This window comes from Erwinia sp. S38, from assembly GCF_016624545.1.
GTDB lineage: Bacteria > Pseudomonadota > Gammaproteobacteria > Enterobacterales > Enterobacteriaceae > Erwinia > Erwinia coffeiphila.
The window spans coordinates 70,751-83,547 of sequence record NZ_JACVTS010000027.1; the positions used below are offsets into that span (position 1 = coordinate 70,751).

Here is a 12,797-nt window from a genome sequence, read left to right on the forward strand (position 1 = left end):
CTTCTATCCATTATGAGTGTATACCCAGTCTGATTAGCGTTGCCGCAGGACACCTGGTGCGGCGTCACTGATGAAAAGTATAAAGAGGTGAATATGAATCTTACCAGCATTCCGGCACTTCAGGATAACTACATCTGGATGTTAAATGACACTGCGGGGCGCTGTCTGATCGTTGATCCAGGCGAAGCCGCACCGGTTTTGCGCACCCTGTCCCAAAATCAGTGGCAGCCGGTCGCGATTTTACTCACTCATCATCATCACGATCACGTGGGGGGCGTGGCTGAAATCCTGGCCCGGTATCCTGATATTTCGGTGTACGGTCCGCAGGAAACGCAGGGTAAAGGCGCCACTAAAATCGTCGGCGAAGGCGAAAAAATCAAAATTCTTGACCTGGAATTCGATATTTATGCTACGCCCGGTCACACTTTGGGACATATCTCATATTTCAGTTCCCCTTATCTTTTTTGTGGCGACACGCTGTTCTCCGGCGGCTGCGGTAGATTATTCGAGGGAACGCCAAAACAAATGTTCGAATCATTTCAGAAACTTAATTCACTTCCGGCCGATACTTTAGTTTGTTGCGCGCATGAATACACATTATCGAATTTAACTTTTGCACACGCGATTTATCCGCAACATAAGGAAATAGAACGCTATCTGCATAAAATTAAGGAGTTACGCTCAAAAAACCACATAACTTTACCGACAAAACTGGAACTTGAGCGAAAAATCAATGTTTTCTTAATGACGCAAGATATTGAATTAAAAAAACAAATCGGTTTAGAAACAACTATGCAACATGAGTGGCAGGTATTTGCTGCCTTACGGGCAAAGAAAGACCACTTTTAATATTTTAGGTTGTCATGACTGGGACGAGCACGTATGATTGCTCGTCTTTTAATCGAACTATTGACACACACATGAAGGCTAAAGCGATAATTCTCGCCTCGGTCTTGCTGGTGGGGTGCCAGGCATCAAAGCATGATGCCAACATTCCTGAACAGCATGCACAGAGTTTGTCTTCGGCAGGTCAAGGTGAAAATGGACAGTACTCAGATTCAATGTTGTCCCCTCGATGGCAGGACGATGGAACCGGCCTCGCGCAGGGTCAGGATCTGTGGAATTTCATTAGCGACGAGCTGAAGATGAAGGTTCCGGATAATTACCGGATACGCGAACAGAAACAGAAGTACCTGAAGAACAAGAGCTATCTCCACGATGTAACATTACGGGCAGAGCCGTATATGTACTGGATAGTCGAGCAGATTAAGCAACGCAAAATGCCGATGGAACTGGTACTACTACCCATAGTGGAGAGCGCTTTTGACCCCCATGCAACATCATCTGCGAATGCCGCTGGCATCTGGCAGATTGTGCCGCAAACGGGGCGAAACTACGGCTTGAAACAGAATCAATGGTATGACGGGCGACGTGATATTGTCGCATCGACAAAAGTTGCTCTGGATATGATGCAGCGCCTTAACGACATGTTTGACGGTGACTGGTTACTGACGGTAGCCGCCTATAACAGTGGTGAAGGCCGCGTGCTGAAAGCGATGAAGGCGAATAAAGCCAAAGGGAGACCGACGGATTTCTGGTCCCTGGCGCTTCCACGCGAAACAACGGTTTATGTGCCAAAAATGCTGGCTCTGGGGCAGTTGCTCAAGGACAGCAAGCGCTATGGTATTCGTCTGCCAACGACAAACGAAACCCGCGCACTGGCACGTGTTGAAGTGGGTCAGCAGATTGAACTGACACAGGCCGCCGATATGGCAGGCATGTCTCTGAGCAAGCTGAAGAGTTTCAACACGGGATACAAACGTGGCACAACGGCACCAAATGGTCCTCACTACATTATGGTTCCGAAGTCCAACGTTGCGCAGCTGCGTAATTCACTGGCAGAAGGTGATATTGCCGCAGTTCAGCCAACGTCGCTGGCGAAGAACAGCGTTTCTCCGGCCACCTACAAGGTGCGCAATGGTGATACGTTGTCCGCTATCGCCAAGCGCCTGAGTATTCCGGTGAAGACCCTGCAGCGCGCTAACAATCTGCGTACTGCCAGCATTAAACCCGGCCAGATATTGAATCTGGGAACGAGTAGCAGTACGCGACTGGCAAATAACGGCGACAGCATCACCTATCAGGTTCGCAAGGGTGATTCTCTGGCCAGTATTGCGAAGCGTCACGGTGTGAATATCAAGGATGTGGTGCGCTGGAACAGTGTTGCCAACAATGCCAAAAATCTTCAGCCGGGCGACAAGCTGACGTTGTTTGTAAATAACAGCGCAACGCCAGACAGCTAATCTGTTGAAATACTTGTTAAAAAGCCAATCTTCGGATTGGCTTTTTTGTTTTCTCTCTTCCTGATATCGCCTCCTGCGCAGTTCAATGTGTGATCCCGCTAGCGCTTCCTTTGCAGTGACTGTGATGCAGATCGAATTATCGCACGCCTTTTCTTGTATGGTAGTACACCTGAAATCTAATGTTACCTACATGTTTAATTTTTGTTCTAAGCACGCAAAAAAATAACAACACCAGGCTTCCCGCTCTGCCAGTCCAGTTGCAGAGCGGTACCGATAACGTCGATTCTAAAGGCACAGGATATGACTCTTCCCTCTTCAGAAATGGCCCAGCGGGCCGAAAGCAGGACAGTACCGCCGCTTGCTCATCAGCCAGCTGCCAGACGCGGCTTAATGCGTTTTATTCCGCGAGCGCACCCCATTTCATGGTGGATGCTGGTGATCACCACGCTTGCCATTTTGATGAACTCTATCGACCGAATTATTCTTCCCACGCTGCTACCGGCGATCATGACCTCGTTTAACCTCACCGAGGTGCAGGCCGGCTGGCTCAACTCGCTCAGCTTTGTCGGAACCTTAACAGGTGCCATCCTGTTCGGTTTGTTTTCTGACTGGGTTGGGACCGGGCATAAACGCTGCTACAGCTGGTGTGTGGCGGTGCTGGTTGAAGTAGTTTCCGGTGTAGCGACCGCGTTTTGTAAAACACTTGGCATGTTTCAGGCACTGCGCGTGGCGATGGGAATGGGCACCGGCGGTTCCGAACCGATTAACGTCGCCCTGCTCGGTGAATGGTGGCAGAAGGAAAACCGTGGTTTCGCAATTGGCGTTCACCATACCGGTTTTCCCCTCGGTCAGTTTATCGGGCCGGTGCTGATTGCTGCTATCCTGGCGTTTGCGACCTGGCGTGAAGCGTTCCTGTTTATTCCCATGATTGGGCTGGTGATTTTAGTCGCTCAGCTGCTGCTGGGAACGAAGAAAAATCACGATAAGGTCAATAAATGGATTGTTGAAAATGGCCTTACGCCACCGGTAACGGAATCCCTGCAGCAGACCGTTGAGCAGTCATCCATCTGGGCCAACGTTCTGTCCTGCCTGAAAAACCGCAACTGCCAGCTGGCGATACTGCTGATTTTTGGTTTTACCTGGGCGGAGATGGGTATTGCTAACTTTCTGACGCTACAGTTAACCCGTGAAGTGGGCCTCGATCTTTCTACAGCAGCGATTATCTCCGGGGCTTCCGGCCTAACCGGGTGGATTGGTCAGATCGTCTGGGGAAGTTTCTCTGATATCAAAGGGCGCAAACGCTCACTAACGATCATCATCGCGGGCTGGATATTGGCTGCTGCACTCTGCGTATTCATCCACTCAGCCGCACTGGCATGGGCCATACTGATCTTCTGGGGGCTGTTCCGTAACTCGCCTTTCCCGGTGGCCTATGCACTGTTAATCGACTCATCCCCGCGCGCGGCCGCGTCAAGTATGGGACTGATGATCGGCCTGGCTGTGGGTATTGCCGGTATTCTGGTTGCTCCGGTCAGCGGCTGGATCATCCACAGCTACGGCTTTACCACGCACTACCTGGTGATTGCGGCAGTGCTGGTGATTTCCTGTATTCCACTCTGGTTAATTAAAGAAACCGTTAACGTTAAAAAGGCCTGATATGAGCACTGAACTGGTTAATCTGCTGAGCCGCCACCGTTTGATTGAGCTGAATCATCTCTATGAAGAGTTCATGCCGGTATGGCCAACTCACGGCAAGTTTTTCTGCCATCGTTCAGAAGACTATGTCGCGGGGGACGGCAACTATAACTGCCAGCTCAGCCTTGGCGATCACTGTGGCACCCACGTAGATGCGCCGATTCATTTTATTGCCGAAGGGAAAACCATCGACAGCATTGATGTTCGCCAGCTCACGGGGCGAGGGCGCTGCCTGGATATGTCCCACGTTGAGAAAAACGGCCTAATCACCCTCGAACAGATTCAGCAGTGGGAAGAGAAACACGGCGCGATAGCTGCGGGCGATATCGTTATTTTTCGCACCGGCTATGATAAAAAATGGCAGCCCCGCCCGAACCATCAGGCTTTCCTGCAGGACTGGCCGGGGCTGTCGGGCGAAGGAGCACGTTATCTGATTGATAAAGGGATTACCGTGTTTGGCACCGACGCGATGTCGCTGGATAGCTTCAGCAGCGAGGGACATCCGGCACATCATGCCGTGCTGGGCTCCGATTGCCTGATCGTCGAGAATCTGGCAAATCTGCACTGCCTGCCCACATCGTTTACCTTTATCGCTTTACCGCTGAGGATTAAAGGCGCGTCAGCCTCGCCGGTGCGGGCGATTGCCCTGGTAGAGTCGTAATCAAGCTCAGGGCCTGCTGGCCTCAATAAAAATGATGTCCGTGGTAAAGCTGCCGTCGGGTTGCAGCGCATAGTATCGCTGAACGTCGTAGGGGGCGGAGTGCTGGTAGGCACGAATAGCCTGCACCATCACCTGCGGCGTACGCATGCGCTCAACCCAACTGGTGAATTCCAGCTCCAGCCGGTCGTGGGAAATCGACCCGATGGCTAACCCGGACTCGGTAAACAGCGTCAGCCACTCACCGGGGGAATAATCCCGAACGTGCGAGGTATCGCGCAGCGCTTCAACGGTTTGTAACCAGATATCCAGCACCGGATTCCCCGGCGAATTGACGTCCATAAAGATCGCTTTTCCGCCCGGTTTCAACACGCGGCGAACTTCACGCAGCGCGCTGCCGACATCGTGCCAGTGGTGAGCGGAATAGCGGCTGATAACGATATCAAACTCATCGTTGGCAAACGGCAGCTTTTCCGCATAGCCCTGCCGCGTGGTCAGATGGTGATAACCTCGTTCCTGTGCCGTCTGCGCCACTACCGTCAGCATTTTTTCGGAGAGATCGTAAGCCACCACCTCTTTAACGTGCTGCGCGGCACCGCAGCCTAAATCCAGCACCCGCGCGTCAGATGCGGCATACAAGCGCTCACTCAGCTTAACCAGATCGCGACCGCTGGCGTGTACTGCGCTGGTCAGATAGGCACCTGCCTGCTCGCCAAACTGCTTATCGACGTGATCGTGATGACGGCTTGCCATAATAGTTCCTTTATTTTCAGAAAGTACTCGCGGGGCGTGAGCTGAATTCAACCAGCAGCGGATTGTGATCGGAAGCCGTGGTGACCAGCACCGAAGCCTCGGCTACGCCCATGCCGCGATAGAAGACAAAATCAAGCGGACGGCCGAAGGCCTTACGGCGATGATCGTCAGTAAAGCGTACTTCACGCAGGCCCATTTCTCGGGAAAAACGATACAGGGCATTGATGCGCTGGCGGCTCCAGGCATTAAAGTCCCCGGCCATAATAACCGGCCCCTGATGGTTGATAATTTGCTCACCAATCGGCCCCAGCTGCTTGCTGTAAACATCAATGCCAATGCTGAAATTCACCGCATGAATATTTACGACCATCAGCATCTGACTGTCAGGCAGCGGATAGGCGGTCACCAGAGCGGACTTGGACAGCCGCAGCAGGGGTTCTCGTTCACGCAGTGGGCAGCAATAAACCGGATGCGCTGATGCCAGCGTCATCACGCCAGAAGGATGCTGTGGCAGCACAAAAGCGGGGACCTGGTCTGCCGCAAGGTAATTACTGGTGGCGAAGCGGACCAGCTCAGGGGTGGTTTGTGCCTCCTGCAGAAGCACCAGATGCGCATCTTTACCAAAGTTTTGCAGCACCGACAGCCATTCAGCCCGCTGCTGCTTGAAGATATTCCAGACCAGAACTTTCAGCGAGGTTTCCGTGGTGAGCGGTGCGCCTGGCGGTAATGCCTGTCCGACATGAAGCATCGAGCCCGGCGGAAAAATACGTTCCGCTGGCTGCCCTGCTACATATCTCATGGCATAAGTCTTTTTTCGCACGTTATTGCCTGCACAGTTACAACGAAGGATGCTTTCTATCTTCCAGTTATAGGGGCTTTGCGGTGCAGTTTCAATCACCGCGCTGTAATTCCCCGAGCTTCTCCGTAAGTAAATGCAAACAATGTGCAGGCGAACAGACTGCCGCTTTTGCCAGCGGACTTGGGACTGACAGAACCGCTGTGCCTCTCACCCTGCCCCACTGGCAAACGCGTCTACAGACGATATGGCACGGCAGTCATGAAGCACGCCGCCGAAAGCGTTCAACCTCTTCAGGCAGGCGATACAGCGAATCGATCGCCACATCCGCCCCTGCGGCGATAAGACGGCTGGTGTGATCTGGCGTGGTATGCGCACCGCCGGTGAATCCGACCACGTACATACCGGCCCGTTTTGCCGCCATCACGCCGTGTACCGAATCTTCAATCACCAGCGTGTTGCCCGGCCGCGCATTAAACTGCCGCGCGCCGTGCAGAAAAATATCCGGCTCGGGCTTGCCTCGCCCCGGTCCCAGATCTCTCGCCGAATAGACATGTGGTGCAAACAGGCTTTTTAGTCCGACCTGCGTCAACACAGAGTCCAGCTGTTCGCTACCGGAATTGGAGCAGATGCATTTCGGCGTTGCAATCGCGCTGACCACCTCCATGCTACCCGCAATCCTTTCCAGCTCGAGGGCAAATTTTGCCATCAGCCGGGGATAAAAATCCTCACCGATATTTGCGGGCAGGCTCACCCCGCTATCCTGCCGGATACGCCCGATTAACGCATCCCAGTCCAGCCCGCTGTATAAACGCGTAAAACCGGCAACGTCAATGTCTACACCGTGCTGATTCAGCAGCGAGACGGTTAATCTGATACCGATAATTTCAGAATCAATCAGCACGCCGTCACAATCAAAGATGATCAAATCCAGAGTCTTCATTATCTGTTCTTCACCACGTTCATCATACGAAGGGCGGCTAAGCGCCGCCCGAAGGTCATCTGTTAACGGTCCAATCTGTCAATCAGGCCACGTTAAGCTGTTTTTTGTACTTCACCAGCAGCTGCTGGATATCGCGAAGCCGGGAAACCGCAATCGAGGAAAGCTTCTCTTTCGACACGTTACGGTCAAGTGAGATGCAGTCCTTCCACAGTGAACGCCCAGCTATCACCCCGGAAGCCCCGTTACGCAGCGAGATATCCACCTGAGTGAGGAAGGTAGCATGATCGACCCCGGCAGACAGCACGGCCCACGGCACGTCACCGCAGATATCCGTGACCGCTGCACAGGACTGTTCGCTGCCCGGATAAGAAATTTTCAGGACTTTAGATCCGCAGTCAATACACGCCTGGCAGCCTTCCTGGATCAGCTGAGGGATTTTGCTCTGGTATTCCTCTTTGCTCTCACCTTCCAGCTGATAGGTTAGAAATTCGACCACCAGGAACAGATCCTCGTGGGCAAAATCGGCAATCACATCACGTAGCGTCTGCAGGTTGGCCACGTTGGCTTCCGGCTTATCGCTGCGCAGATAGATCATAATCTTGCCGCCCGTCGCCCCCAGCTCACGCACTTTGCGAGCGGTGACCCCCTCAACCATGTTTGAAATGCGATACCCTTCCGGTGACGTACTCCAACCGGAGGCATCCAGACCAATGAGTAATCCGGTATCGCGCGGCACCACGCCTTCATCAATAATCCCCGGAACGGCGCAGATCGGGTCAACGAGTACGCAGCCAGCCTGTGAGGCCAGATAGGCGGTGATATCGTATTTCGTTTTTCCTAAGGTTTCATTACTGATTAACGCCTGCTCTTCCGGCGTTGCCGCCAGCAAAGTACGCATGCCACCACGCTGGTCGCAGGCAACCACCATCATTGAGCCGGTTGCATCACAAATCATTTGATAACCACGTCGTTCTGCCGTTGTCATTTTGTTCATCAATGTATTCCTCATAGGGTGAGAGTAAGTAAATTTTAATTACGCTGATTGTTCTCTTTGATCCAAATAATCAGTTCGTCATTGCTGGCGCCGATATTTTGGTCAACGGTATACATTTTCCCAAGGCACATTGGCTTTGCGTTTTCAGCCAGTAAAATAAGCTCAGGAATATATTCCTCACCCGGGTGACCTTTTACCCGGCAGTGGCAGCGTTGTTTATATCGCTCGGCCACCAGGTCAGGCGACGCCTTAACCCATATTTCTAAAACTCTGACTTCACCAAGTTTTTCCAGATATCCTTCAAGTATCGATTTATCACGAAAACCAAACCAGGCGTCCATAATAAATACTGTCTCTGGCGGAGAGGACATCACAATGTTAAACATGGACTCGTAGGCCGCATATCCCAGCTTTCTGTTTAATGGCCTGTCGATAATGTCCGCGAACTGAACCATAAAAGGCTCTTTAATTTCATCGATACTCAGCACCGGATAAGAAAAATAATCGGCAATAATTTTCGCGACTGAACTCTTACCTGATGCCGGGATACCGTTGACTAGAATCAGTGTTTTCATAGTAGTCCGATAATTTCATCAATCGTTTTCGCTTGCCTGATATGTCGTAACGTCTCCTCCTGCTCCAGTAGCCCAACGATGGATGCAATGCCTTCGGTGATATGGGAATCGCCATTCACACCGCCGAACATTACAACGATATCGACCGGAGGACTTCCGTTAATCGACGTCGGTTTGTTTAATGTCACCATGCTAAAACAGTCTTTAATGACACCACATTCCGGTCGTGCATGTGGAATAGCAATACCTTCATCAAAAACATAATAAGCACCGTATTCGATCGTATTATCAATCACCGCCTGCGGGTAATGTTCAGTGACAAACCCGCCTGCAATTAATGGCCTTGCCGCCTGGTGAATGATTTCATTCCAGGAATCAACTTCCATCTGGACTTGAATATATTGGTTTTCTGCAAGAAAGTGCTTTATGCTCATGTTACCTCATATATTTTTTCGGATGGTATTCCTTAGCTCATCCATTTTTATAAAGACATCATCTACACGATGACGATATGTCTTACTGGATGAATAAATCTTTATCGCCTGATTGTATTTAACCATTAATACTTTCTGCGCATTATTATCAGCAGGGTTAGCCGCCAGTTCGGATTCAAGCTTCTTTAATTCAGTAGCAATACTATCTGCCTGTTCATTATTTTCCGTTTCTGTTGCTGAATTTTCCGGGCTGAACATTTGCTTTAGCTTTGAGAACATAGTTCCTCCTATTTGCTCAACTTTCTATTGGCAAACCAGACAATAAAGACGACGAAAGCAATAAAGCCGATGACAAATGGCCACTCATTCTGGAAGGCGTGGCCGAGCACCAGTCCGGTCGCGATCACATCTGAATCACTGAAGGTCACGCCTTTGAAACCGAAGGTTTCCAGCAGGGGCACCAGGATTGCCGGCAGCAGGGTAATGAACAGGCCGTGGACCACACCGCCAATTATCGCGCCTTTACGCCCGCCCATTGCGTTGCCAAACACCCCGGCAGCACCACCGGCGAAAAAGTTGGTGAGCAGCCCCGGCAGGATCATCGCCAGACCAAACATCGGGAAGACGATCATGCCGATAATCGACCCCACGGTGGTGGCCAGGAAGCCGACAATCACCGCATTAGGGGCATACGGAAACAGTACAGGGCAGTCGAGAGCGGGTTTAGCATTCGGCACCAGGCGCATGGCAATGCCACGGAAGGCCGGCACCAGCTCGTTAAGCAGCAGGCGTACGCCGCTGTACAGGACAAAGACCCCGGCGACAAACTGCATCGACTGCATAAATGAGAACATGATGTAGTTGGTACCGTTGGAGAACTGGGCGATGTAGTCAGGACCGGCGAAAATGGCGGGGATGATATACATCGGCACCATGATAACCGCCATCGACAGGTAGGTATCCTGCAGGAACTTGAAGTTATCCGGCAGCGTCAGATCCTCGGTTGAGCGCGAGTTCTTACCAATGGCTCTGGCAACCGCCGCCTGCACCAGGTAGCCGATAGTACAGAAGTGACCCAGTGCGACATCATCAGAATCCGTGATTTTGCGTACGATGGGCTGGGCGATGGCCGGCATCAGTACCGCCATGATACCGCCGAAGATCCCCCCGGTCAGAATCAACGTCGCACCCGTCAAACCGGCTTTGTAGCCAATCACGGTGCCGATTGTCGCCATCCACAGCAGCGCCTGCCCGGTCAGGAAGATATATTTAAACGGCGTGATACGGGCAATGAGGATATTGACGGCAAAAATCACCAACAGCGTCAGTGCCACTTCCGAACCCAACTCACGATTCGCTACGCCTGCGATAGCCGCCACATCCGTTATGTAGCCCTGCATACCGAAACCGCTGGTAAAGATGTCGTTGAGGAAGGTTAAGGCGGCAACAATGATATTGATTCCCGCCATCATGATCAAAAAGCCCAGTAGCGTTTTGAAGGTGCCCTCAATCGTTTTACCGACGGATTTTTTCTGTAGGATCAATCCCAGCATGGCGATCAGTGCAATCAGTATTGAAGCCTGGCCGAGAAAGTCTTTCACAATAAAATGAATAATAGCGTCCACTTGTCACCCCAAGTTTCAGTTTGAGTTCATATAGGCGAGGATTTTTTCTTCTATTTCTTTTTTATCAGTGAGCTTATTTAATATAATGACTTTCTTTTTTTGATCGTCGCTGGCGTCCGATGTTAATACATCAGCAAACATTTTCTGCGTCAGAATAATGTCATATTTGAATGAGGATGCTTCTGATACTGTAGTGTGCTCAATATCGGCATCAATACAGAGTTTTTGTAAAACAGATTTTGCGCTCATTTCAATCGCAAAACTTGAGCCAAGACCACAGCCACATACGCAGAGTACTTTAAGCATGTTAACACCTCAGATAAGGTTATTTATTTTAGCCAGTTTGTAGAGGTTACTATCTTCATCCACTAAACGTTTGTCGGAATTTTCAAGATCGATCGGGATTGCTTTATTATTGTTATTCATAACAATGACTTTATTGGTCAGGCCGCTTTTAATGCATCGAACAACTTCCTCTGCAAGAATAGCACCCTGAATAATCTCTTCACCGGTAGGCTTACCGCTGCGTAATCCATATCCCAATATGGTTTTTCTGATTCTGATACCAATTTTATGTTCAAGCTTAGCGATCATAGTATCGATAGCGCCCTGGAATCCCGGAGTGTACTCTTTGGTATAGCCTTCAGAACAAAGAATAATGACGCTATTCTGACTGTCGATTTTTTGCTTTATCCGACCTGCCAGAGTGTCGATATCCCAGGGAACTTCAGGGATCAACGCAATATCCGCATTACTTTTCAGTGCAGCCTGTAATGTCAGTTCGCCGCAATAACCACCAAGCAGCTCGATCATAAAAATTCGGCCCGGCAAACCCCGCCCGGTGTTACGTAACTTTTCCACCTCACTAATAACCTGTTCACAGGCGGTAGAAAAACCAATGGTATAACTGTTTCCCGTAATGTCATTATCAATGGTCATTCCTACGCCATAACAGTTAATATCATAGGTACTGAGCATTTTCAAAAATTGAAATGAACCATCACCACCGCCCATGATTAAACAGTCTAGTTTCTTTAGACGGATATTTTTAGCAATTCGTTCATAGTCAGATCGTTTACACTTATCTTCTTTTCTTCCCGAAGAAATAATCGGCACGGAAGAAATTGATAAATCAACCAGATCGCGGCGAGATATGTCTTTGCAGCGATTTTCAATCAGGCCGTTAATACCACCATCGAAAATAACGATTTCAGCATCCGTCATACGGTCAATCTGAAATAAAAAATTATTCATTCCGCTGACATCACCACCGCTTATTACTAATCCTATTTTCATGGCTGACCTCAGATATATATTCATTTGAAACGTGCAGTGAATGTTAAAGAAGCATGAATTTAATTTTTTGAAGTAAGTCTCATTTTTGAAACGATTTTGACTATAGAGGCGTCTTGACAAGCTGATTACAAGGTCAGTTTTGTGATACATATCACTCAATTTAATCGGGCATTGCGCAATAAAAAATATAACTTATTGATTTTTAATATTAAATATTATGTGATCTATGTGGTGTTATTTCATCTTTCCGGTCCGAATAAGCTCTTCGCTATTTTGTGAGTAATTTCACATTAATCCAGGTTCTGAGATTTTTTGATAGAGCCGGCTGGCACCCCGATTTCGGAAATAAGGTGTGGATATGTGTGAGTAAGAAGATGTGATGGAATGCAGACTTGAAGCAGAAAAGGTGGATAGCTTTAGAAGATGTATAAGTGTGAAGATACAAGAGGTACGGCGGTATGAGGATTTGGAGGATATGGGGGCGTATAAGGATGAAAGTGTGATGGTGTGATGGTGTGCTGATCTAACGTGAGCGTCTGTAGAAGACGATTGGGAGTGACGATACTACAGAGGTGAAGCCCATAGCTCCAGACATGCGGCTATAGAAACATAAGAGGGCACTAAGATGTCAAAACGAAAAAGCCCTGATCTAATGCTCAGGGCTATCGTAATAAGTGGCGGAACGGACGGGGCTCGAACCCGCGACCCCCTGCGTGACAGGCAGG

14 protein-coding genes are annotated in these 12,797 nt (G+C 49.9%); 4 read left to right on the forward strand and 10 right to left on the reverse strand.

Annotated elements, in window-relative coordinates; translation table 11 throughout:
* Positions 1-93: 93 nt before the first annotated feature.
* The 4 genes from gloB (at position 94) to IBT46_RS23550 (ending at position 4,659) form a co-directional block, all read left to right on the forward strand.
* Positions 94-849, forward strand: coding sequence for a hydroxyacylglutathione hydrolase (gene gloB, locus IBT46_RS23535; RefSeq protein WP_200547620.1), 756 nt, complete (start codon positions 94-96; stop codon positions 847-849).
* 71 nt (positions 850-920) lie between these two features.
* Positions 921-2,303: a murein transglycosylase D gene (mltD, locus tag IBT46_RS23540; RefSeq protein ID WP_105590667.1), complete on the forward strand. Its 1,383-nt coding sequence runs from the start codon at positions 921-923 to the stop codon at positions 2,301-2,303.
* Positions 2,304-2,693: 390 nt separating this feature from the next.
* Positions 2,694-3,959 (forward strand): MFS transporter, encoded by a 1,266-nt coding sequence (locus tag IBT46_RS23545; protein ID WP_234472009.1) that lies wholly within the window; start codon positions 2,694-2,696, stop codon positions 3,957-3,959.
* A 1-nt stretch (position 3,960) separates the two neighbouring features.
* Positions 3,961-4,659 (forward strand): cyclase family protein, encoded by a 699-nt coding sequence (locus IBT46_RS23550; protein WP_200547622.1) that lies wholly within the window; start codon positions 3,961-3,963, stop codon positions 4,657-4,659.
* A gap of 6 nt (positions 4,660-4,665) precedes the next feature.
* On the opposite strand, the gene IBT46_RS23555 is transcribed toward IBT46_RS23550, so the two are convergent.
* The 10 genes from IBT46_RS23555 to IBT46_RS23600 form a co-directional block, all read right to left on the reverse strand.
* A complete protein-coding gene (locus tag IBT46_RS23555; protein WP_200547623.1) occupies positions 4,666-5,409 on the reverse strand; it encodes a class I SAM-dependent methyltransferase in 744 nt (247 codons plus the stop codon).
* Positions 5,410-5,425: 16 nt separating this feature from the next.
* A complete protein-coding gene (locus IBT46_RS23560; protein WP_105591149.1) occupies positions 5,426-6,229 on the reverse strand; it encodes an endonuclease/exonuclease/phosphatase family protein in 804 nt (267 codons plus the stop codon).
* A 235-nt stretch (positions 6,230-6,464) separates the two neighbouring features.
* Complete coding sequence (locus IBT46_RS23565; RefSeq protein ID WP_200547624.1) at positions 6,465-7,148, reverse strand: HAD family phosphatase; 684 nt, start codon at positions 7,146-7,148, stop codon at positions 6,465-6,467.
* Positions 7,149-7,230: 82 nt separating this feature from the next.
* Complete coding sequence (locus IBT46_RS23570) at positions 7,231-8,142, reverse strand: tagatose-bisphosphate aldolase (RefSeq protein WP_200547625.1); 912 nt, start codon at positions 8,140-8,142, stop codon at positions 7,231-7,233.
* A gap of 35 nt (positions 8,143-8,177) precedes the next feature.
* On the reverse strand, positions 8,178-8,717 hold the full coding sequence (locus IBT46_RS23575) for an AAA family ATPase (RefSeq protein WP_200547626.1): 540 nt from the start codon (positions 8,715-8,717) through the stop codon (positions 8,178-8,180).
* On the reverse strand, positions 8,714-9,151 hold the full coding sequence (locus IBT46_RS23580) for a PTS sugar transporter subunit IIA (RefSeq protein ID WP_200547627.1): 438 nt from the start codon (positions 9,149-9,151) through the stop codon (positions 8,714-8,716). Before IBT46_RS23580 ends, IBT46_RS23575 begins: the two co-directional genes overlap by 4 nt.
* A gap of 6 nt (positions 9,152-9,157) precedes the next feature.
* A complete protein-coding gene (locus IBT46_RS23585; protein WP_200547628.1) occupies positions 9,158-9,430 on the reverse strand; it encodes a hypothetical protein in 273 nt (90 codons plus the stop codon).
* Between the two features lie 8 nt (positions 9,431-9,438).
* Positions 9,439-10,776, reverse strand: coding sequence for a PTS sugar transporter subunit IIC (locus tag IBT46_RS23590; RefSeq protein WP_200547629.1), 1,338 nt, complete (start codon positions 10,774-10,776; stop codon positions 9,439-9,441).
* A 15-nt stretch (positions 10,777-10,791) separates the two neighbouring features.
* Entirely contained in the window at positions 10,792-11,082 is a 291-nt protein-coding gene (locus IBT46_RS23595; RefSeq protein WP_200547630.1) for a PTS sugar transporter subunit IIB, read from the reverse strand.
* Between the two features lie 9 nt (positions 11,083-11,091).
* Positions 11,092-12,072, reverse strand: a complete 981-nt coding sequence (locus IBT46_RS23600) for a 6-phosphofructokinase (RefSeq protein ID WP_200547631.1) — start codon at positions 12,070-12,072, stop codon at positions 11,092-11,094.
* Between the last annotated feature and the right edge of the window lie 725 nt (positions 12,073-12,797).

Bases quoted from the DNA above. Each gene is read 5' to 3' on its own strand.
- IBT46_RS23545 (WP_234472009.1), top strand. From the start codon at position 2,694: ATGCGTTTTATTCCGCGAGCGCACCCCATTTCATGGTGGATGCTGGTG.
- IBT46_RS23575 (WP_200547626.1), bottom strand. From the start codon at position 8,717: ATGAAAACACTGATTCTAGTCAACGGTATCCCGGCATCAGGTAAGAGT.
- IBT46_RS23600 (WP_200547631.1), bottom strand. From the start codon at position 12,072: ATGAAAATAGGATTAGTAATAAGCGGTGGTGATGTCAGCGGAATGAAT.
- IBT46_RS23585 (WP_200547628.1), bottom strand. From the start codon at position 9,430: ATGTTCTCAAAGCTAAAGCAAATGTTCAGCCCGGAAAATTCAGCAACA.
- IBT46_RS23595 (WP_200547630.1), bottom strand. From the start codon at position 11,082: ATGCTTAAAGTACTCTGCGTATGTGGCTGTGGTCTTGGCTCAAGTTTT.
- gloB (WP_200547620.1), top strand. From the start codon at position 94: ATGAATCTTACCAGCATTCCGGCACTTCAGGATAACTACATCTGGATG.
- IBT46_RS23565 (WP_200547624.1), bottom strand. From the start codon at position 7,148: ATGAAGACTCTGGATTTGATCATCTTTGATTGTGACGGCGTGCTGATT.
- IBT46_RS23555 (WP_200547623.1), bottom strand. From the start codon at position 5,409: ATGGCAAGCCGTCATCACGATCACGTCGATAAGCAGTTTGGCGAGCAG.
- IBT46_RS23550 (WP_200547622.1), top strand. From the start codon at position 3,961: ATGAGCACTGAACTGGTTAATCTGCTGAGCCGCCACCGTTTGATTGAG.
- IBT46_RS23570 (WP_200547625.1), bottom strand. From the start codon at position 8,142: ATGAACAAAATGACAACGGCAGAACGACGTGGTTATCAAATGATTTGT.
- mltD (WP_105590667.1), top strand. From the start codon at position 921: ATGAAGGCTAAAGCGATAATTCTCGCCTCGGTCTTGCTGGTGGGGTGC.
- IBT46_RS23580 (WP_200547627.1), bottom strand. From the start codon at position 9,151: ATGAGCATAAAGCACTTTCTTGCAGAAAACCAATATATTCAAGTCCAG.